This window comes from Streptomyces achromogenes subsp. achromogenes (assembly GCF_000720835.1).
Taxonomy (GTDB): Bacteria; Actinomycetota; Actinomycetes; order Streptomycetales; family Streptomycetaceae; genus Streptomyces; species Streptomyces achromogenes.
Genome location: NZ_JODT01000002.1, coordinates 13,712 through 35,858, shown reverse-complemented (window position 1 = coordinate 35,858; position 22,147 = coordinate 13,712). Strand labels below are relative to the sequence as shown.

Sequence of the window (22,147 nt, the reverse complement as noted above, 5' to 3'; positions counted from 1 at the left end):
ACGACCCGACGGGGGCAGGTGAACACATGGGAGACGAAGAGGAGCCGACGACGGGCGGCGACACCGCGTTGACCGCCGGGATCAGGCGCGTCCTGGCCCGCGTCGACGCCCACGCCGCCCGCCCCGGCCAGGGCCACTCCACGGAGGAACAGGGCGACCCGGACACCGCCCTCACCCCCTCACCCGCCCTCACCACCCCGCTCGACGCCCTCGTCACCCTCTTCGGACTCACCCCCTTCGAACGCGACCTGATCCTGCTCACCGCCGCCGACGAACTCGACCCCACCACCGGCGCGCGGTGCGCCGCGGCCGCGGGCGACCCACGGCGCGCCCACCCCACCTTCTCCCTCGCCCTGGCCGCCCTCGGCGAACCGCACTGGAGCGCCCTCACCCCGGTGGCACCGCTGCGCCGCTGGCGGATCGTGGAACTGGAGGACGAGACCCGGCTGACCGTCTCCCGGATCCGGCTGGACGAGCGCATCCTGCACTTCCTGCTCGACTCGCCCTACCTCGACGCCCGGCTGCACGGCAGACTCCGCCGCACCACCCCACCCCACGCGCTCCCGCCGTCGTACGACCTGGCCGCGAACCGGCTCGCCGAGGGCTGGCGGGAGGACCGCCCGGGCCCCGGCGCACCGCCCGTGGTCGAGGTGACCGGCGGCGACCCGCGCAGCCGCGCCGAGCTCGCGGCCACCGCGGCCGCCCGCTGCGGACTGGGGCTGTACGCGACGAACGCCGAGGACCTGCCGGCCGACCCCGCCGAGCGCGACCGGCTGGCCCGGCTGTGGCAGCGGGAGGCCATCCTGCTGCCCGCCGCCCTGCTGGTGGAGGCCGGCGACCTGGACCGCGAACAGCGCGCGGCCACCGAGGCATTCCTCGCCGGGGCCGCCGTACCCGTCGTCGTCTCCAGTCAGGACCCGCTGCCCACCGCGCGCCCGCCCGGCACCCGCGTGGCCGTGCCGCGCCTGGACGACGACGAGCAACTCGTGCTCTGGACCGACGCGTTCACCGGCGTGGCCGAGCTGACCGACAGCGAACTCCGCTCCCTGGTCGCCCAGTTCCAGCTGCCGCCGCACGTGATCCGCTCCGCCGCGGCCGCCGTGGGCCGCCGGCTGCCCCACGAGGACGAGGCGGACGCCGCCGAACTCGCCTGGCGCGCCGGACTGGAGGAGGCCCGCGTCGGCATGGACGAGCTGGGCCGCCGGATCGAACCCCGGGCCGGCTGGCACGACCTCGTGCTGCACGACCGCCAGACCGCTGTGCTCCGCGAGATCGTCGCCCATGTGCGGCAGCGGCCGACCGTCCTCCAGGAGTGGGGATTCGCCGCCACCCTGCGCCGGGGGCTCGGCGTCACCGCGCTGTTCGCGGGCGGCTCCGGCACGGGCAAGACACTCGCCGCCGAGGTCATGGCCAACGAACTCGGCCTGGACCTGTTCGTCGTGGACCTGTCCCAGGTGGTGAGCAAGTACATCGGCGAGACCGAGAAGAACCTGCGCCGCGTCTTCGACGCCGCCGAACGCGGCGGCGCCCTGCTGCTGTTCGACGAGGCCGACGCCCTGTTCGGCAAGCGCAGCGAGGTCAAGGACAGCCACGACCGCTACGCCAACCTGGAAGTCAGCTATCTGCTGATGCGGATGGAGGCCTACCGGGGTCTCGCCGTCCTCACCACCAACATGAAGCAGGCCCTCGACACGGCCTTCCTGCGCCGCATCCGCTTCGTGGTCGACTTCCCCTTCCCGGCCGAGCGGGAACGCGCCGAGATCTGGCGCCGTGTACTGCCGCCGCAGGCCCCGCTCAAGGACATCGACCCGGACCTGCTGGCCCGGCTCACCGTCGCGGGCGGCTCCATCCGCAACATCGCCCTGTCCGGGGCGTTCCTCGCCGCCGAGGAGGGCGGCCGGTTGGGGATGCGGCACATGCTCGCCGCCGCCCGCACCGAATACCTCAAGCTGGAGCGCTCACTGACCCCCGCGGAGGTGCGCGGATGGGTGTGAACAGGCGGCCCTCGGCGATCAGCGTGGAGATCGGGGAACTGGTCCTCGACGGCTTCCACGCCGACCCGGCCCGCGTCTCGGCCGCGTTCGAACGCGAACTCACCCGCCTCGTACGGCGGCACGGCGTGCCGCTGGCGGCGGACGGCCCCGTGTCCGTGGAGGCGCTCACCGGCCTGCCCCCGCTGCCTGCCGGACTGTCGGCCCGCCGGCTCGGCCAGGAACTGGCCCGCGCGGTCCACGAAGGACTCAGCGGCCACGGGGAGGTGACGCCATGACCGCCCGGGCCCAGGACGAGGCCGCCCGGCAGACGGCCGAGCAGCGCCGCCGCAAGCGCAGGGAACGGGCCGCCACGTCCCGCACGCCCGAACCGAAGAACATCGTCAGCGGCGCCGGACAGCCCCTCGACCCCGGCCTGCGCCGGGAGCTGGAGGAACAGCTCGGTCACGACCTGAGCCGCGTCCGCCTGCACACCGACCGCGACGCCGACCGCCTCACCGAGCTGCTCGGCGCCGATGCCGTCGCCGTCGGCCAGGACATCCTCTTCCGCTCCGGCGCCTTCCGGCCCGGCACCGACGACGGCCGCCGCCTGCTCGCCCACGAGCTGCTGCACTCCGTCCAGAACCCGCACGGCCTGGGCACGTTGCGAGCAGGCCGCGAACCGGGCGCGGTCAGCCTGCCCCAGCAGTCCGTCGAACGCGAGGCCGAGTCCGCCGCCCAGGATCTCGTACGCCCCCCGGCCGAACCGTCCGCGCCCGGGGTCACCGAGAACCAGCCCACACCCGGCTGGCTGCGCTACGCCACCGTGCACGCCGACCGCAGCCGGGCGGAGGCCGTGGACCCGGCGACCCTGCTCGACCGGCTCGCCAACTCGGTCGTACGGTCCCTGCGGGGCGACCCGGAGGATCTGTCCCGGCGCACCCGCAAGCAACTCGCCCGCCTTCCCGAAGAGTTGCTCGACGGCGTACTGGTCCGCCTGGAGAACCGGCTGCTGGCCCCGGAGCACGACCGGGTACTCGACCTCGTCGAGGAGGCCGGGGCGTACGACGACCACGCCCAGGACCTGGAGGTCAACGCGCAGGACGCGCCGGCGATCGAGCCGGACGCCGCCGAACAGGTGCGCACCGAGCGCGAGAAGGCGCTGCGGTCACAGGAACAGCGGCGGGCCGAGGCGCAACGGCCGGGCATCGCGCCGGGACCGGAGAAGGAACGGGCCGACGACCAGGGCGCGCCCGGCAGCACTCCCCAGAACGGCGGCACGCCCGAGCACGGGAGCACGCCGCAGGGCGGGGACGCGCCGCACGCGAGTCGGGAGCGGACGCCGGGGGCCTCGGGCCCGGCACCGGCGGGGGGTCCGGCGACGTCCTCGCACGGGCAGGAGCACGCCGAATCCGCCGCCTCCGGGGCGGCGCCGGACGGCGGACGGCGGAGCGACACGGAGACGACGCCGGCGGCGGAGCGGGAACAGAGCGGGAGGGCGGGCGAGGAGGGCAGGGAGCAGACCGAGGAGACGCGGACTCCCGTCGCGAGCGAGAACGAGTCCGCGTCACGGAACCGTCCGGGTGCGGCCGAGGCCGCCGTCGCCGGACAGCAGCTGCGGCAGCAGGACAAGGGCGGCCGGGAGAAGCCCACCGGCTCGCCGACGGTTTCGGGCGCGGACACCCGGCTTCCGGGGCCGTTCAGCACCCTTGAGGGCAGACGCAGCCAGGATGTCGACGGCCCCGAGGACAGGACCGACGACGACTCCTTCGGCTCCGGGAGCGAGTCGGAGGTCGACGTCGGGGGCGGGGAGCCGAGCGCCTGGGACGTCACGCTCCGGCCCGAGGACTTCCTGCCGGCGCGGGATCTCGACGTGTCCGGTGTACCGACGGCGGACACGCTCGACCCCGGCGCGTCCGCGACGTCGTCGGTTCCGTCCTTTCCCGCCCCGCCACCGACCAGGGCGGACCAGGTACAGGCCGAACGCGACGCGGAGGACGCGGAGGAGGCGGCGGCCGGCCCGGAGGAGGAGACGGCCACGACCGGCCCGGGGGACGGATCCGGATCGTCCGCGCCGGAGACCGAGGGCGGACCGGACGGCCCCGCGGGACCGTCCGGAGCGGCGGTGGAACAGGCCACCGTGGCCCCGCCCGCCCCCGGGACCAGGGACCCCAAGAGCGGAGACGATCCCAAGGCGGGCCCGGTCGCCGCGCAGACGACGGTGCAGCGGGCGCCGGGCCGAGCCGACGGTGCCTCCGAGGGCGGCGGGGCGGCGGCGGAGACGGCCGCGAAGGAGGAGAAGGGCACCGCCGCCGCCGGCGACAAGGGAGCAGGCGGCCAGGAGAAGGAGTCCCGGAAGGCGACCGGCGGCCAGTCGGCGCAGCGGGACGCCGAGGCCGAGGAGGCGGGCGGAGGGGCCGGCCCCACCGGGGCCGGCGGACGGCAGACAGCGGGCGCGGGGGGTGCCGGGACCCCGGAAGCGACGCCGGACGCGTCCGCCGCCGCGGCCGGTGCCACGGCGCCGGGCCCACCGTCCGGGACCTCCGCGGAGCACGCACCCGGGGCGGGCGAGGCACCGGCTCCCGAGTCCCGTACGACACCACAGCCCCGTACGACACCCAGTCCCCGTACGGCGACGGCGGCGCCGGAACCCGCGCCCGCCACGAAACCCGCACCGGCGCCCGCGAGGAGGGCCACGGAGTCGCCCGCCGAGCCGGACTCCGTGCCGCGGTCGGCGCCGGATTCCAAGGCGGCCGGCGGGGGAGCCTCCCAGGGCGGCGGTGGCGGTGGCGCGGGCGCGGCCCCGGCCCGGTCCGAGGGCAGGAAGGACAGCGCGCCGGTACCCGACCTCTCCGGGGTGTCCCCGGAAGCGGGCCTGGCGACGGCCTCGAAACTCAAGCCGCACAAGGCACTCCAGGCCATGGGCGGGATCGGCGGCGCGGTGGACCGCTCGGTCGGCGACGAGCACGAAGCCCTGGCCTCGGCGCCGCCCTCGATGCGGCGCCCGGCCGGCGCGCCGCGGACGCTGCGGGGCAAGCCGAAGACGGACGCCCCGGCGGAGTACTCCCAGGACAAGCCCCAGGAAGCCCGGGCGCCGGAGCAGAAGGACGCCGAGGTCACCGGAGCCAGGAAACCCGAGGGGCGGATCGAGGCGGAGAAGGCCGAGGAGCCCGGGGGGTGGGACACCTTCAAGATGGCCCTCGGCTTCGTCGGCGCCAAGATCGTGAACGGTGTCGCGAGCCTGTTCGGAGCCGACAAGCCGGTGGTGGACCCGCAGGCGCTGGCGGCCAAGTTCGCGGGGCTGCCGACGAAGGACGAGGCCCTCAAGCAGGCCCGGGCGGGCGACGCGCCGGGCGTCGGCATGACGGGCGCGGCGGAGCAGTCGGCCGGCGAACAGGACGGCCACGTCGACGCCAAGGGCCGGCAGACGATCGGCACCGCCCGGGACGACGCCGGCCGGCGGATGGGCGAGGACCAGGTCTACCCGGACGTGCCCGGGGAGACGATGACCGCCAAGGTCCCCGGCGCACGGGGCGGTCGGGGCGCGACGGGCTTGAGCGGCGGGGCGACCGGTGCGGTACCCCCGGAGGCGGCCTCGGAGGTGGCGGAGCACGACCGGGGACCGCAGTTCCAGGCGGCGTTCACCGACGGCGCGAAGAGCATGTCCGAGGGCCGGCAGGCCAAGGACCGCGACGTCCGCGACGCGCAGGACCGGCACCGGCAGAAGGTCGACGCCGAGATCGCGGCGAACACCGAGTCGCAGGCCGCCGAGCGCGAGAAGGCCATGGGCGAGGTCACCGGCCGGCGGGAGGACTGGCGCAAGGAGCAGGACGAGCAGCTCAAGTCCCTCGGCGACAAGAAGAGCGAGCGGCACGACAAGGTCCGCAAGGACGTCGCGGACCAGGAGAAGAAGACCGACGACGACGTCGACAACGAGAAGAAGGACAGCGACAGGAAGATCCAGGACGAGAGCGACAAGGCCGAACGCGAGGCGGACCGGAAGCGCGACGGCGCCGTGCAGGAGTCCGGCAACTGGGTCAGCAAGGCCTTCGACTGGATCAAGCAGAAGGTCATCGACATCAAGAACGCGATCGTCCGGGTCATCCGGGCGGCGCGCGACGCCGTCGTCGGCTTCATCAAGAACTTCAAGGACACGGTCGAGCGCTGGATCAACGAGGCCCGCAAGAACATCGTCGACGCGATCAAGACCCTCATCAAGGACCTGATCGAGTTCGCGGTGGCGATGGTGCGGGCGGTGATCGAACTCGCCGCGAGGATCCGCAGGTTCGTCACCGACCTGATCTCGGCGGCGATCGCCTTGGTCAACCGCCTCGCCCAGGCGCTGAAGCAGGCCGTCTCCGACCTCCTCGACGCCATCGGCAAGCTGCTCGGCGGCCTCCTGGACATCCTGAGGAAGGCACTCCAGGCGGCGGTGAAGGCGGTCGTCGAGGCGGTCAGGTCGGTCCTGGAGTTCGCCTCGAAGCTCCTGAGCGCGCTGGGCGCCTGGATGATGATCGCGGTCGACTTCCTCTCCGACCCGGGCGGCTGGCTCGGCGGCGCGAAGAACTCCGCGGTGGACGGCGCGAAGAACCACCTCTTCCGCGAGGTGTCCACGGCCGTCAAGGCATGGTTCCAGGAAAGGATCCAGGAGATCGTCGGCGTCCCCAAGGCGATCATCGACAAGCTCGTCAAGGGCGGCTTCTCCCTGGACCGGATCGTCAAGGAGGCATGGGACGCGGTCGTGCCTCAACTCCCGCTCATCATCGGTGAGCTGGTGATCACCAAGGTCGTCGCGAAGCTCATCCCGGGCGCCGGCTGGGTGATGGCGGTCATCGACGCGATCCGCACCGCCTGGGGCGCCCTCAGCGCCATCCTCAGCTCCCTCGAGGCGGTTCTCGCCTGGCTCAAGGCCGTCCGCATGGGCGGCGCCGGCATCCTCTTCGCCAAGGCCGTCGCCGCGGGGGTGGTCGCCCTCCTGGAGGTCCTCTACCAGGCCCTCCTCAGCCAGATCGGCAAGTACGTCGCCAAGGTGGGCCGCCGCCTGCGGGGCGTCGCGGCGAAACTCACCAAGTCCGGGAAACCGGAGGGCCGGGGGCGCCCGGGACCGGAGGACACGGAGGGCCGGAGCCCGAAGAAGCCCGAGGACGAGCAGCCCACCGGCCGGAAGCCCGCCTCGGACGCCAGGACACGTGGTGCCCCGGACCCGGACCGGACACCTGGTGCCCCGCACTCGAAGACCCCCCGGACCAAGGACGGCCGGCCCGAGAAGCCCACCGCCCCCAAGCCCACGGCCAAGGACAGAAACGGCCGCCCGAAGGACCCCACCGAAAAGCCGGACACCAAGCCCACCCCGCCCGCGAGGCCGAAGCCCAGGCCGGAGCCACGTCCGAGGCCCGAGCCCGAACCAATGCCGAAGAGCGGGGACGTGAAGGCTTCCGCCCGGCCCGAGGACCGGGCCCCGAGCAAGCCGAAGGCCGAGGACAGGGACACCTCCGGCACTTCGAGACCCAAGGACGGCGACGGTCGGCCCATCGACAAGACGAAGGACCACGACCCCGGAAAGCCGAAACCCGGGGACAGGGGCGATACGGACCGGCGCACGCCGAAATCCGACCACGACAGTCCCGGGGGCGGACCGAAACGAAAAGAGAAGGACGGAAAGGGACGGAATCCCAAACACGAGTCGAAGAGGCCGGAGCGCAAGCGGGGCAAGCATGAGAACCGCCGGCCCAAGGACAAGGACCCGGTCAGGCACAAGCAGGAGAAGAAGAACCAGCGCCACAAGGAGGAGAGCTCGAAGGACGCGAAGGACGAGCGACTGCGCAAGATCGTCGCGCGCCTCCGGCCGCGAATCAACCAAATGACGGACAGGGGTGTTGATTCCTTCGTATTCCAAACCGCGCTGCGCGGCTTGAAGGTCTGGTATCGGTTGACGGCCCTGGAGGTCGCTGACGGGCGCCCGCTTTCCGTTGTGGCGACGCTCAACCCGTCTGCCGAGGCGGCACGAGCCATGCGTGCCATGCTGCGTCTGCACTTCGAGGACAATCCTGACCGGCAGCAGCGCCTCGAAGCCGCACTGGGGATCCAGAAGTTCGATGACTGGCTGCTCTTCCATGAAGACGAGAGTGTTGACGAGTTCGCCGCGAAGATGGAAAAGCTGCTCGGCGAGTTGGATCAGGCGGAACAGGCCAACTTGAACGACGAGCCGCTCCAGAGGATCAGGGCTGCGGAGAGAGACGTCCAGAATCACGACAGGCCGGATTTCATACCGGAGACCCCGGAGCCTGCCAAGGAGGATCCGGAGACGGGTGAAGACGTCGTGGACAGGGAGTACGAGGACAAGTTCCAGCGGGTGCTCGAAGACGAAATGCTCAATCGGGTCAAGGATCGTCGGCGAATGGGCCAACCCGGCGAGGTGCCGGACCCCCGGCTCACAAGGAGAGGCGTCACGATCCACCGGTACGACCATTACGACTTGGTAGGGTTCACCCGCAAAGCGCTTGCTCTCAAGCGGCTCAGCAACGCCGGTGCCACGTTCCGCAAGGAAGCTTCGCCTGGGATCTTCGAATACATGGTCATGGTCAAGGCCAATAGACTAAGAAAAGAAGGCAAGGAAGAGGAGGCGCGGCAGCTCGAAGCGGAGATTCCGCAGAGGAAGGAAGATGCTCGACGGCTCACGAACATGACCGTGAACTTCAAGAAGGCGGTCGAAAGACGAGCCAGGCTGAGCAGTGCGGATCCCGCGCTCCAGACCGGGATCACCCGGCGTATCAATAAGATGCAGGCAGACCACGTGCATGACTTGCAACTGGGAGGCCTTGACAGCTACAAGAACTTCTACCTGCTGGACAGGCAGACCAACCTCGACATGGGGAACGACATCGTCAACCAGCTCAAAGTCGGTAAGGAAATGGTTCCCGCAGGCACGATCGTCAACATCGATGTGTCCTGGAAGTCAGTCCCGAAGCCGCCGAGCGAGAGAAACAAAAAGAAGAAGAAATGATTGCACACCAGGACATGGTAGATCTCTACGGCCGTGAGAACGTGATCACGCTGACCGCGCAAGAGGTCGGTCGCCTCGGGCTCGCGGACGGGGATGCAGAGGTACTGACAACCGTAGGGCTTCCCCGCCTCAGCGCACCGTTTTTCACGACCGATGTGCAGGGTGGACCCGAGTTTCTTCGCGTCATCGATGTGACCACCAGTGATGGAAAGAAACACCGCGAGGTCATCCTCGGTGGTCCTACGGGTGATCCGGGGATGCGCTTTTCGCTCTCCGCGTATGAAAGGTTCGTCATGCTGGTGCAGCTCGGCGGAACAAAGCCTCGCGGGGAGGTTGTCAACAACAACCTCCCCGAGTTCGTGGAGTTCCTCTACCGTATCGAAAGGTACAGCCAGGGGGCCGCCGCCGATCCAGCCGTCAAGGAAGAATTGCTCGAAGACCTCCGCGATGCGCTGATCGCCATCGACCCCTTCTCGTTCGAGCTGGCTGAGAACTGGTGGGCCATGGCCCTTCGCCGACTCGGCGGAGACGGTCTGGTGCCGTAGCCGAGCATCGGACTCATCGACTGGCAGGAGAGTGCCATGACCCGCTACCCCGACATCCCCAAACCCATCCGCTCCGGCCTCGTCGTGGTCGACCCCGACCACGGCACCCCCCAGCGCGTCATCGTCCTCCAGTTCAACCCCGACACCCTGGAGCGCAGCATCGCGCCCCAGTCCGCCGGCGACAGCGGGGACGCCGGTGGTGGGGGGACCGGCAGCGGGGACCGGAACGAGGCGTTGCGGTTGAAGGGGCCCGCGCAGGAGACGTGGAAGTTCACCGCCGAGATCGACGCCACCGATCAGCTGGAGATCGCCGCGCCGGACGGGATCCATCCGCAGCTCGCCGTGCTGGAGATGCTGGTGCAGCCGACCACCGCGCAATTACGCGCCGCGATCAGAACGGCGCAGAAGGGCAGTATCGAGATCAGCCCGATCGAGATGCCGTTGACGCTGTTCACCTGGGGGAGCAAGCGGGTGCTGCCGGTGCGGCTCACCGAACTGTCCGTCAACGAGCCGGCGTTCGACGTGCACCTCAACCCGATCCGGGCCTCGCTCGGCATCGGGATGAAGATCCTGACCGTCAGCGACCTGCCGGCCGGACACAGGGGCGCGGATCTGTACATGGCCCACCTGGCGCAGAAGGAGCGACTCGCCGCCGCCGCGCGCGGTGGCGGCCCCGGCGTACCGGGCCTCGGCGGCGCCGGCCTCCTGACCGGAAGGGGATGAGGACGAGATGGCGGAGACCGAGCCGTACGACAGCGCGCTGGACTCGGTACCGGGTGTCCATCCCTACCCGCGCACCAGCCGGTACCACGACGCCGAGATCGGTGTGCACCGGCGCCCCGACGGCTCCGAAGTCCGGTACGCCAAACGGCGGTTGCTGCCGCCGCTCGGCGAGGAGACCGAGCCGCACACCGTCGGCGCCGGCGAGCGGCCCGACCTGCTCGGGCAGCGGTTCCTCGGCGACCCCGGCCAGTGGTGGCGGATCGCCGACGCCAACCCCGTACTGGACCCCCGGGAGTTGACGGACGAGCCGGGACGGGTCATCGGCATTCCGCTCGCCGGCGGTTTCCCGCGAGGAGAGCGGCGTGTCTGAACAGCCCGTGGGGCGCGGCCCCGTCCACATCCAGCTCCTGATGGGGCCCAAACTCGCCCGCCCGGTCCCCCGGGAGGTCGCCGAGGCCCTGCTGTCCGCGCAGATCACGGCCACGGCCGGCGAGCGAAGCGGATTCCAGTTCGCCTTCGACCTCACGAAGAACGGGCTCCTCAGCCGACGGCTGCTGCCCGAGGGCTTCTTCGACCCGAAGACCCGCGTCATCCTCACCGTCAGCGTCCGCGGCACCCCCGAAGTGCTCTTCGACGGGCTGATCACCCGCCAGGAGGTCGGCGCCAGCAACCTCCCCGGCCACTCCACCCTGACCGTCACCGGCGAGGACCTGACACTCCTCATGGACCTGGAGGAACGCACCGCGCGCTACCCCAACCTGCCGCCGTCCCAGCGGGTGCTGGCGATCCTGCGCCGGTACTCCGACTACGGCATCCGCCCCGACGTCTACCAGGAGAAGATCGCCCAGCCCCCGCACCAGGATCTCCGCGTCCACTACCAGACCGGCACCGACCTGCACTACGTCACCGAACTGGCCCGCGCCAACGGCTACACCTTCTACCTCGAGCCCGGCCCGGGCCCCGGCCAATCCTCCGCACGCTGGGGCCCCGAGGTGCGGATCGGACTGCGCCAGCACGCCCTGAACGTCAACATGGACGCCCTGTCCACCGTGGACCAGCTGACCTTCGCCTACGACGGCACCGCCCGCGAGGAACCCCAGGCGCGCTGGCAGGACCCCGGCACCCGCCAGTCCACACTCCTGCCCCAACCGCCGGTCAGCCCCCTGCGCCCGCCGCTCGGCCGCCGGCCCACCCCGGCGCTCAAACGCAAGACCCTCTCCGGCACCGCCAAACAGCAGCGCGAGCAGGCCGAGGCCGAACTCCTCGCCCGCGCCGCCGTCTCCGCCGATGTCATCTCCGGCTCGGGCTCGCTCGACGTCAGCCGGCACGGCTACCTCCTCCAGCCACGCCGGCTCGTCGGCGTCCGCGGCGCCGGACGGGCGTACGACGGCGACTACTTCGTCAAGTCCGTCACCCACAACCTCCGTCCGGGCTCCTTCCAGCAGAACTTCACCCTCTCCCGGGAGGGCCTGGAAGCGCGCGGCGACATCGTCCGGCCGTGACCCCACCCGACCACCGACGAGGAGAACACCCCGACCATGGCGGCACCCAGCAATCGCTACCTCGGCAAGTTCCGCGGCCGGGTGGTCAGCAACGACGACCCGTTGCGGCTCGGCCGGATCACGGCCGAGGTCCCGGACGTCCTCGGCGACGAGCCGTCCACCTGGGCGCTGCCCTGCCTGCCGTTCACCGGGCCCGAGTCCGGACAGTTCGTGGTGCCGCCCCCCGGTGCCGGCGTCTGGGTCGAGTTCGAACAAGGGGACCCCAGTTTCCCGGTGTGGACCGGATGCTGGTACGGCGACGCGAGCGAACTGCCGCCCGACGCCCGGCGCGAGTTGCGAGCGAACGCGGCGAGCAAACCTGTGGTCGTACAGACCCCGGGGGACCACAAGATCGTCCTGAACGACACGGCCGGCACCGAACAGGGCATCCTCCTGCAGGCCCAGGGCGGCGCCTACATCCGCATCACCAAGGAAGCGGTGGTCATCGCCACCGGCGCGGGCGCCGAAATCACTTTGCGCGGCCGTGAAGTCACCATCAATCAAGGGCAGTTGACCGCACAGTCCAAGCGATAGACAAACGGGGGAAGAGAGTTGTTTGGGAGTCTGCTCCACGCGGGCGCCGTGATCGGCTGCCCGCACGGCGGCCGGGCCGCACCCGCCACCGCACCCTCCGGCGGCGTCCGCGTCGACGGCGTCACCGTGGCCACGACCGCCCACGCCTACGTCGTCACCGGCTGCCCGCACACCGTTCAGGGCGTGCCCTCGCCGTGCGTGTCCGTCCACTGGATCGCCGCCGACACCGGCGTCACGGCCGACGGCGCGCCCGTGCTGCTCGACACCTGTGCCGCCCAGTGCTTCAGCGCGGCCCTCGTCCCGCAGGGACCACCCGTCGTCCAGGCCGCACAGCGAAAGGTCACCGTCCGATGAGGCCGCCGAGCCAACACACCCGCCCGCGCAGCGACTTCGCGTTCCCGTTCCGCGCCGACCGCCGCGGCCGCACCGCGCACGCCCGCCCCGCCGAGCACGTCCACGACCTCATCGAACAGCTGCTGTTCACCAGCCCCGGCGAGCGGGTCATGCGCCCCGACTTCGGCTGCGGACTGCTCGACCTGGTCTTCGCACCGGCCGGCCCGGAACTGCTCAGCACCCTCGAACTCTCCGTCCAGGCCGCCCTCCAGCGCTGGCTGGGCGACCTGATCGAGGTGGTCTCCCTCGACATCGCCGGCGACGGCGACACCGTACACGTCCAGCTGTCCTACCTGGTCCGCGCCACGGGCACCGTGCGGGAGGACTTCTTCGAGGGGAGGGCGGCATGAGCGCGGGAGCCACCCGGCGGGCCAAGGTGCGCGCCGCCCACCTCAACGGGATCGACGCCGTCGAGGTGAGCGACGACGGGCTGCTGCTCACCGTCACCTTCCTCGGCAAGGCGCCCGGCGGCCTCGGCCCGGAGAACGTCCGCATCGACGGCGGGCGGCGCGTCACCGGCCTCACCGCCGTGGACATCAGCGTCGAACGCGAGGAGGACCCCGAGCTGGACGACCGGCTCCACGTCACCCTCGACCGGGCCGGCGACACCTCCCGCTACCGGCTGTCGCTGGTGGAGGCCGACCCCTACGGCAGGCCGGGCACCGAGCCGTACCACGGCTTCGACCAGCGGTACGCCACCGCGGAGTTCCGCTTCCGGTCCGACTGCCCGAGCCCCTTCGGCCGCGCGCGGACGGGCGAGGACAGCGCCGCCCTCCCGGCCGTGCCCGTGATCGACTACACGGCCCGTGACTACGACTCCCTGCGCAAGCTCCTGCTCGACCGGCTCGCGCTGACCACCCCCGACTGGGCCGAACGCAACCCGGCCGACCTGGGCACCACCCTGGTGGAACTGCTCGCCTACACCGGCGACCAGATCAGCTACCAGCAGGACGCCGTCGCCACCGAGGCCTACCTCGACACCGCCCGCCGCCGCGTCTCCGTACGCCGGCACGTCCGGCTCGTCGACTACGCGATGCACGACGGCTGCAACGCCCGCACCTATGTGACCGTGCAGACCGCCGCCGACCGCACCCTCGCGCCCGGCGCCTACCGCTTCGCCTCGGTCGACGTACGCACCCTCGATCCGCACGACCGCCCCGGACCCGGCACGGTCATCGACGACAACGACCTCGGTGACCTGGAGGAGCGCGGCTCCGTGGAGGTCTTCGAACCCGTCGTCGGCAACGCGCCGCTGGAACTGCGGGTCGCGCACAACGCGATCCGGTTGTGGACCTGGGACGGCGAGGTGTGCGCGCTGCCCGCGGGAGCCACCGCGGCCACCCTGCGCGACGAGTGGGCGGACCCCCGGACCCGCCGGGAGCGCAGCCTCGCCCTGAGACCGGGCGACGTGCTGATCCTGGAGGAGGTCAAAGGCCCGCGCACCGGCACCCCGGGCGACGCCGACCCCGCCCACCGCCAGGCCGTCCGCCTCACCTCCGTCACCCCCGGCCTGGACCACCTTCAGGACCAGCCCGTGCTGGAGGTCACCTGGGCCGCCGAGGACGCCCTGCGCATCCCGTTGTGCCTGACCACCCGGGGCGGACCCGACTGCCTGCCCGTCGAGGACGTCACCCTCGCCCGCGGCAACGCCGTCCTCGTGGACCACGGCCGCTCCGGCACCGTCGAGACGGTCACCGTGCCGCCGGACCCGGCCGTCGTGGCGCCCTGCGGCCCGCCCGGCCCCGGCTGCGCGGACCCTGCCCGGGGCAACGCACCGGCACGGCTCATCGCCTCGCTGACGGACCGCGCCGACAGCGGCCGGGTACTGCGCCCCGACGACGTCCGCGAACTGTTCGACGTCGTGGGGGAGCGGGCCGTCCTGCGCGCCGGAATCGGCCTGGAAGGAGCCGGACAACGCCACGAGCACGTCGTGCCCGGTACGGCCTACGCGCAGGCCGCGGCCCTGCGGACGCTGCTCGCCCAGAGCGTCTACCCGGGCATCCGGCCGCGCCTGCGGCCCGTCCTCGGCCACGCCCCCGTCACCCAGGCCGTACCGTTCCCCGACCCGACGGCGGTCGCCGCCGCACAGGCCGAACGGATCGCCACGATCCCTGGCCGGGTCCGGCAACGGCTGACCGAACTGTGGCGCAGCGCCCGCGACGCCGACGGACTCGCCGAGGACGAGATCACCGAACTCGCCGTGCTCTTCGGCCTGAAGCTGCTGGAACGGCTCGAACTGCGCCGGCACCCCGTCCGCGCCCTGCGCGAACTGCTGCACCGAAGCGACGAGTTGCTCCACGCCAAACGGCGGCGCATCGCCGTCCTCACCGCGCGGGCCCGCGCCGGCACCGTGCTCGACCCCCACATCGCCTGGGAGATCGCGCACAGTTGGGGCCCGGCGTACGCCACCGGACTCCACCCCGACGAGCCGCTGCTGCACGGCCCGGCCGGCGCCGCGCTCGCCCAGGACCCCCGCCGCGCCCTGCCCGCCGTACGCCTCACCGACGGCGAGGCGGTGTGGGAGCCGCGCCGTGACCTGCTCGACAGCGAACCCCGAGAGCGGCACTTCGTCGGTGAGCTGGAGGACGACGGACGGCTCGCCCTGCGCTTCGGCGACGGACGGCACGGCGCCCGGCCGGCCCCCGGAGCCCGCCTGACCGTGCGCTACCGGCTCGGCGGCGGACGCGCGGGCAACGTGGGCGCGGAGGCCATCAACCATCTCGTCGTGGCGGCGGGCGAGCCCGGCGAGCCGGTACCGGCCGCCACCGTCCGCAACCCGCTGCCGGCCACCGGCGGTACCGAACCCGAACCAATCGAAGAAGTACGCCAATTGGCGCCTCTGGAGCCGCGCCGCACCCGGCTGCGCGCCATCACCGCCGCCGACTACGCGGCGCTCGCCTCGGCCGTGCCCGGCGTCCAGCGGGCCGCAGCCGACCTCCGCTGGACCGGCAGCACCCAGGAGGCCCACATCGCCGTCGACGCGTACGGCGGCACCCCGTCGCCGCGCCTGCTCGACACGGTGACCCAGATCCTGGAGACCTACCGGCGTATCGGCCACGACCTGGTCGTCGGCCCCGCCCGGCTGGTCCCGGTGGACATCGCGCTGCGGGTGTGCGCCCGGCCGGGGCACCAGCACGGGCAGATCCTGGCCGACCTGTACCGCGCCCTCGGCCGCGGCCGGCTGCCCGGCGGCCGGCTCGGCTTCTTCCACCCCGACGCCCTGACCTTCGGCGAACCCGTTCGGCTCAGCCGCCTGGTCGCCGTCGCCGCGACCGTCCCCGGCGTGGAAAGCGTGGAAGTGACCCGGCTGCGGCGGCTGTTCGAACCGGACCGGGGAGAGAAGGAGGACGGTCTGCTGCGGCTCGGCCCGCTGGAGATCGCCACCTGCGACAACGACCCCGACCGGCCCGAACAGGGCCGGCTGGAGATCACCCTGGGAGGAGCCCGATGAACCGGCCCTGCTCCTGCGGCGGCGCATGCGGCGGCCACGACGAGCGCCTCGCCCCCGCCCCCCTCCACAACCCGCCCGGCCGCCCCGCCCTCGACTACCGCGTCGGCGAGTACGGCACCTTCCTCGCCGCCCTCCTCGACCGGCTCGCCTCACCCGCGTACCCGGCCCTCGGCCGGCTCACCGTACGCACCCCCGACGACCCGGCCGTGGGACTCCTCGACGCCGCCGCCGTCCTCGGTGACCTGCTCACCTTCCACTCCGAGCGGATCGCCGACGAGGCATACCTCCGCACCGCCCACGACCACCGCTCCCTGGTCCTGCTGGGCCGGCTCGTCGGGCACCGGCCGCGCCCCGGAGTGGCCGCCACCGCCCATCTGGCGTACACCCTCGAACGCGACCCGCGCGCCGAGACCCTGCCGGTGCCGATCCCGCGCGGGGCCCGCAGCCACAGCGTGCCCGCCTCCGCCGACGAGCGGTCGCTGACCTTCGAGACCTCCCGGGACCTCACCGCCCGCTGGGACTGGAACGAACTGGCGGTACGGCGCCGCCTGCCCGCCCTCATCAACCCCGACGACCTCGCCCGCCGCTTGGAACTGTTCGTGGAGGGCACGGCCCATTCCCTGCGCACCGGCGACCGGCTCCTCTTCGTCTTCGGTGAACAGGCGGGCGGATCGAGGTTGTTGATCCCGGTCGCCGGTGTCCGCGTCGACCACGGGGAAGAGATCACCGCGCTCACCCTGCCCCGGTCGGCCCCGCCCACACTGAAGGAGCTGGTGGCCGAGGTGCGCCGGTGGACCGCCGAGCCGGCCGCCCCCGGCGAACCCGGTGACGAGCCGCCGACCCACGAGGTGCCCAACCCGCGCCCGGTCAGCCGTCTGATCGAGGACTTCGACGACCAGGTCCTCGCCCCCCTGCGCACCGACCTGGACACCATCGACACCCCGGAGAGGCTCGCCACCCGCCTCGGCGAACCGGTGGCCCGCCTGCGCGAGGCCGAGGTCCTGGCGGAGCCGTACGAGGACGTCGCGGCGTGGTTCGAACAGCTGGAGGCGGTCCTCGCGGAGCTGGCGGGGCGGGCGCTGGCATCGGCACCCGCCCAGCCCGCCGACGCCGCCGCAGGCCGTCCCGCCGCCCAGGGCGACGGCACCCCGAGGACGCGGGCCGGCCTCCCCGGCACCGCACGGCACCGGAGCCCGACCGACCCCCGCGAAGCCGCCCTCCGCGCCCTGGACACGGTCCTCCCCACCCTGCGCACCGCCGCCCCCGCCCCCCGGCAGGAGATCCGCGCCCGCCGCCCCGGCACCGACACCGCCCGTCTGCTGAGCGCCCTCGACCCGGGCCTGACCGGCCTCTACCCGGCCTGGCGCACCACCACCCCGGGCACCGGCCCACTGCTGCGCGCCCTCCTCGCGATGCGGGTCACCGCCGCCCCCTTCGGCGCGCACGCCCCTCTCAAACCGGTCCAGGACGCCGGCGGCCGGGTCATCCGCACCGCCGACTGGCCGCTGACCGGCGGCGCGCTGGCGAGCATGCGCGTGGTGTACGACCCGGCGGGCAAGACGCCCGTCCGCGCCGAGTTCCAGTACATCGAGGGCAGCAGCTCCGACCAGCGCGCCGAGAACCTGCCCGTCACCCAGCCGGTCACCTTCCCCCTGGGACCCGGCCGGGTCGACCTGTCCACCCGGGCCGCCCGCGACCCCGAGCCGGGCCGGCCGGCCGCCGACGGGGAACCCGGCGTCACCGCCCGCCTCCACACCGGGCTGCCCGAGGGCACCCTGTTCGTCTCCCGGCCCGAGGACGACGGCACCGTACACATCACCCTGACCGGCGCCACCACCGAGCGGTTCGCCTTGCGGCCCGGCGGCAGCAGGCAGTTCACTTACGGCGAGTACCAGGTCAACGTCACCTACACGGTCGGCAGCACCGCACCGAACGTCGAGATCGTCCTCGCGAGCGAACCCGCCCCCCTCAACCGCCGCATCCTGCGACTGGACAGCGTCCACGACACCATCACCGTCGGCAGCTGGGTGGCGATCGAACGCCCGGCCAAGGGCACGGGCGTCCCCGGGAACGCCGCGCTCGCCTTGGTCACCACCCAGGTGGTGGCCGTCCGGACGGCCACGTACTCCGACTACGGCATCACCGGCCGCGGCACCGAACTCACCCTGGCCGACCCCTGGCTGGACGAGTCCGACGTCCTGCTCTCCCACATCCGCGACACCACCGTGCACGCGGCGGGCGAGCCGCTGCGCCCGGCCGACGAGCCGCTCGGCGAGGACGTACACGGCAACGAGATCGAACTCGCCGAGCTCTACGACGGGTTGCGGCCCGGCCGCACCCTCATCGTGAGCGGCGACCGCACCGACGTACCCGGCGCGAGCGGGATCACCGCCGGCGAGGTGGTCACCATCGCCGCCGCCGACCCGGTGGTCGACCCCGACCTCCCCGGTGACCACGTCCACACCCGCCTCACCCTCACCACGAACCTGGTCCACCGCTACCACCGGGCGAGCGTGCGCATCCTCGGCAACGTCGTGGAGGCCACCCACGGCGAGAGCCGCGAGGAGGCCATCGGCAGCGGCGATTCCGACCGGGTCCACCAGACCTTCGCCCTCTGGCAGTCCCCGCTGACCTGGCTCGCCGCCGACAACCCGCTCGGCGCCACCCCGGCCCTGGAGATCCGTGTGGACGGCCTGCTCTGGCACCAGGTCGACAGCCTCGCCGGACGCGGCCCCACCGAACGCGTCTACATCACCGGCACCACCGCCGACGGCCGCACCACCGCCACCTTCGGCGACGGCGTCCACGGCGCCCGGCTGCCCAGCGGACACGAGAACGTGCGCGCCCGCTACCGCTTCGGCACCGGCAAGGCCGCCAATGTCCCCGCCGAACGGATCACCCAGCCGCTCACCCGCCCGCTCGGCGTCACCGCGGTCACCAACCCGCTGCCGGCGACCGGCGGTTCGGACGCCGACGGCCCGGGCCTGACCCGTCGTACGATCCCCCTCGCCGTCTCCGCCCTGGACCGGCTGGTCTCCCCGGCCGACTACGAGGACTTCGCCCGCTCCCGGGCCGGCATCGGCCGGGCCGCCGCCCGCGAACTCTTCGACGGACGGCGGCGCGTGCTCCATGTGACGGTCGCCGGCACCGACGACGTGCCGCTCGCCGACGACAACCTCCGGCCGCTGCGCCGCGCCCTCACCGAGTACGGCGACCCCGATCTGCCGGTCCGGGTGGACGCGCGCGAACTCGTCCTGCTGCTCATCGCCGCCAAGGTGAGACTCGCCCCGGACCACGCCTGGGAGACGGTCGAACCCCGGCTGCGCCAGGCGCTGCTGCGCCGCCTCGGCTACGAGGGGCGGGAGCTGGGCCGGCCCGCCCGCCTCTCCGAGGTGCTCGCCACCGCCCACTCCGTGCCCGGCGTCGACCACATGGACGTGGACGTCTTCACGGGGGTGCCCGCCTCCGCCGCCCCGGACCGGCTCACCGCCCTGCTCGCCGGCCCCGGCACCCCGCGGCCCACGGTCCCCGCGCACCCGGCGGCCTACGACGAGCAGACCTACACCGTCCGCGACGCCGGCGGCGAGACCCTGTCGTCGGTCTGCGCCCGCCACGGCATCCCGCTGAGCCGGCTGCTGCGCCTCAACCCGGACATCACCGACACCCGGCGCCTGGCCGAGGGCCGGACGGTGGTCGTCTTCCGCGGTATCCGCCCGGCCCAGCTCGCCATGCTGTCGGCGCGGGCCGCGGACACCCTGATCCTGACGGAGGTCAAGTGATGCCCCCCGACGCCGAACCGCGGCCGCCGGCCGGCCGGCACCCCGACGAACTCGCCGAACTGCTGCCCCGCCGCCACCGGTTGCGCGACGCGGAGGAGGGCGAACCGCTGCGCGCCCTGCTCGCGGTCATCGGCGAACAACTGGACCGGGTCCGCGACGGCGTGCGCCAGGGCTACGAGGACCTGTTCGTGGAGACCGCCGCGCCCTGGGTGCTGCCCTACCTCGGCGACCTCGTCGGCTACCGCACCCTGCCCGGCTACGAGCACGTCCTCACCACCGGGCTGCACGGCGGTGGCCGGACGGCGCTCGCCGAGGCCGTCGCCCCCCGCCGGGACGTGGCCGCCACGGTCGCCCAACGGCGCCGCAAGGGCACCCTGCACCTGCTGGAGGAACTCTCCGACCGGGTCGCCGACTGGCCCGCACGCGCCGTGGAACTGTCCCGGCACGTGGCCCACACCCAGCCGGTCAGGCTCCACGGCACCGGCCGGCGCACCGAGCGCGGCCGGCTCCTCGATCTCAGGGACGGTTCGGCACTCGCCACCGCGGGCGGCCCCTTCGACGCGACATCCCGCACCGTCGACGTACGCCGCGCCAACTCGACAAGAAGGCAAGGAGGTTGGACGCCGGCCGGGGTCGGACTCTTCGTCTGGCGGCTCAAGCCGTACGCGCTGACCGCGTCACCGGCCTACTGCGTCGACCGCGCCCGCAACCTCTACACCTTCTCCATCCTCGGCAACGACACCCCGCTGCTCGCCCGCCCGGTGCCCGAACCCTCGCCCGCGCACCTCGCCGCCGTGGACAACGTGCCCGCGTTCCTCACCCGCCGGCTGCTGCACGACCGGCTCGCCGACTACTACGGCCCCGGAAAGAGCCTGTGCATCCGGCGCGACGGCGAGGACCGCCCCGTACCGCCGGCGGACATCGTCGTCGCCGACCTGTCCGACTGGCGCTACCGGCCCGGGCGGGGGCAGATCGCCGTCGACCCCGAGCTCGGCCGGATCGCGTTCGGCGCGCGCCGCGCGCCCCGCCAGGGCGTCTGGGTCGACTACCACCACGCCTTCGCCGCCGACATGGGCGGCGGCCAGTACGAACGCCCCGACCGCGTGGCCCGCCCCGACGCCGGCCTCTTCCGGGTCGGCCCCGGCGAGCCGTACCGAAGGATCATGGACGCCTACCGGGCCTGGCAGGACCACCGGGGCCCCGGCCGGACCGGCATCATCGAGATCACGCACAGCGGCGCCTACCAGGAGCAGCTGGACTTCGACCTCGACCCCGGCGACCGCCTCGAACTGCGCGCCGCCGAGGGCACCCGGCCGGTGATCCGGCTCCTCGACTGGTACAGCAACCGCCCCGACGCCCTCAACATCCGTGCCGTACCCGCCGATTGCGCTCCGCACGAACGGCCGCGCATCGTCCTGGACGGACTCCTCGTCGCCGGGCGCGGCATCAACGTCACCGGCCCCGTCGGCGCCGTCGTCCTCCGGCACTCCACGCTCGTGCCCGGCTGGTCGCTGGAGCCCGAGTGCGCGCCGCACTCACCCGACGAACCCAGCGTCGTCCTCGAACGCACCACCGCCTGCCTCCACATCGAACACAGCATCCTCGGCACCATCGAGGTCATCGGCGACGAGGTGAGCCAGGAGCCCCTCGACATCCGGCTGCGCGACAGCGTCCTGGACGCCACCGGTGACGACCGCGTGGCCCTGTCCGCCCCCGACTGCCGCCACGCGCACGCCGTGCTGCGCCTGCTCCGTACCACCGTCATCGGCGAAGTGCACACGCACGCCGTCGAGTTCGCCGAGAACTCCGTGCTCACCGGGCGGCTGCACGTGGCCCGGCGCGGCATCGGCTGCCTGCGCCACTGCTACGTCCCGGCCGGCTCGCGCACCCCGCGCCGCCACCGCTGCCAGCCCGACCTCGCCGGCCCCGAACAGGCGCAGGCCGTACGGCCGTTGTTCGTTTCCACGCGCTACGGGACGCCCTGGTACGCCCAGTTGGCCGACCAGTGCCCCGAACGGATCCGGCGTGGGGCCGACGACGGCGGTGAACTCGGCGCGTTCCACGACCTGTACCGCCCCCAGCGGGAGGACGCCCTCAGGGCGCGGCTCGCCGAGTACACACCCGCGATCGCGGACGCCGGGATCTTCTTCGTGACGTGAGCGGTGCCGCCCTACGACCCACCCGCAGACTTCCGAACCAGGGGGACCC

At 72.9% G+C, this 22,147-nt stretch carries 13 protein-coding genes; all 13 read left to right on the top strand.

The genetic code is table 11. The annotated features are described in order from the left end of the window. The first annotated feature begins 26 nt into the window (after window positions 1–26). Genes IH25_RS0102060 through IH25_RS0102000 form a run of 13 tightly spaced genes read left to right on the top strand, consistent with a single transcriptional unit; the run spans window position 27 to window position 22,098 of the window. The gene (locus IH25_RS0102060) at window positions 27–1,994 is read left to right on the top strand and encodes an ATP-binding protein (protein ID WP_030601816.1); all 1,968 of its coding nucleotides are present in this window, start codon (window positions 27–29) and stop codon (window positions 1,992–1,994) included. Continuing rightward, window positions 1,985–2,269 carry a hypothetical protein gene (locus tag IH25_RS0102055; protein ID WP_030601814.1) on the top strand — a complete coding sequence of 95 codons (285 nt, stop codon included), beginning with the start codon at window positions 1,985–1,987 and terminating at the stop codon, window positions 2,267–2,269. The genes IH25_RS0102060 and IH25_RS0102055 overlap by 10 nt, the downstream gene beginning before the upstream one ends. Then, on the top strand, window positions 2,266–8,973 hold the full coding sequence (locus tag IH25_RS0102050; RefSeq protein ID WP_051753628.1) for an eCIS core domain-containing protein: 6,708 nt from the start codon (window positions 2,266–2,268) through the stop codon (window positions 8,971–8,973). The genes IH25_RS0102055 and IH25_RS0102050 overlap by 4 nt, the downstream gene beginning before the upstream one ends. Further along, on the top strand, window positions 8,970–9,518 hold the full coding sequence (locus IH25_RS38400) for an SUKH-4 family immunity protein (protein ID WP_030601809.1): 549 nt from the start codon (window positions 8,970–8,972) through the stop codon (window positions 9,516–9,518). Before IH25_RS0102050 ends, IH25_RS38400 begins: the two co-directional genes overlap by 4 nt. A gap of 36 nt (window positions 9,519–9,554) precedes the next feature. After that, complete coding sequence (locus IH25_RS0102040) at window positions 9,555–10,241, top strand: hypothetical protein (RefSeq protein WP_030601805.1); 687 nt, start codon at window positions 9,555–9,557, stop codon at window positions 10,239–10,241. 7 nt (window positions 10,242–10,248) lie between these two features. Further along, window positions 10,249–10,611 carry a hypothetical protein gene (locus tag IH25_RS0102035; protein WP_030601802.1) on the top strand — a complete coding sequence of 121 codons (363 nt, stop codon included), beginning with the start codon at window positions 10,249–10,251 and terminating at the stop codon, window positions 10,609–10,611. After that, the gene (locus IH25_RS0102030; RefSeq protein WP_030601799.1) at window positions 10,604–11,743 is read left to right on the top strand and encodes a hypothetical protein; all 1,140 of its coding nucleotides are present in this window, start codon (window positions 10,604–10,606) and stop codon (window positions 11,741–11,743) included. Before IH25_RS0102035 ends, IH25_RS0102030 begins: the two co-directional genes overlap by 8 nt. 36 nt (window positions 11,744–11,779) lie before the next feature. Further along, window positions 11,780–12,316 carry a phage baseplate assembly protein V gene (locus IH25_RS0102025; RefSeq protein ID WP_030601796.1) on the top strand — a complete coding sequence of 179 codons (537 nt, stop codon included), beginning with the start codon at window positions 11,780–11,782 and terminating at the stop codon, window positions 12,314–12,316. Between the two features lie 18 nt (window positions 12,317–12,334). Then, a complete protein-coding gene (locus IH25_RS0102020) occupies window positions 12,335–12,670 on the top strand; it encodes a hypothetical protein (RefSeq protein WP_030601793.1) in 336 nt (111 codons plus the stop codon). After that, window positions 12,667–13,059, top strand: a complete 393-nt coding sequence (locus IH25_RS0102015; protein WP_030601788.1) for a GPW/gp25 family protein — start codon at window positions 12,667–12,669, stop codon at window positions 13,057–13,059. Before IH25_RS0102020 ends, IH25_RS0102015 begins: the two co-directional genes overlap by 4 nt. Continuing rightward, window positions 13,056–16,160, top strand: coding sequence for a putative baseplate assembly protein (locus IH25_RS0102010; RefSeq protein ID WP_030601786.1), 3,105 nt, complete (start codon window positions 13,056–13,058; stop codon window positions 16,158–16,160). The genes IH25_RS0102015 and IH25_RS0102010 overlap by 4 nt, the downstream gene beginning before the upstream one ends. Continuing rightward, window positions 16,157–19,939 (top strand): putative baseplate assembly protein, encoded by a 3,783-nt coding sequence (locus IH25_RS0102005; RefSeq protein WP_030601783.1) that lies wholly within the window; start codon window positions 16,157–16,159, stop codon window positions 19,937–19,939. Before IH25_RS0102010 ends, IH25_RS0102005 begins: the two co-directional genes overlap by 4 nt. Beyond that, complete coding sequence (locus IH25_RS0102000) at window positions 19,939–22,098, top strand: hypothetical protein (protein WP_030601779.1); 2,160 nt, start codon at window positions 19,939–19,941, stop codon at window positions 22,096–22,098. Before IH25_RS0102005 ends, IH25_RS0102000 begins: the two co-directional genes overlap by 1 nt. The last annotated feature ends 49 nt before the right edge of the window (window positions 22,099–22,147 follow it).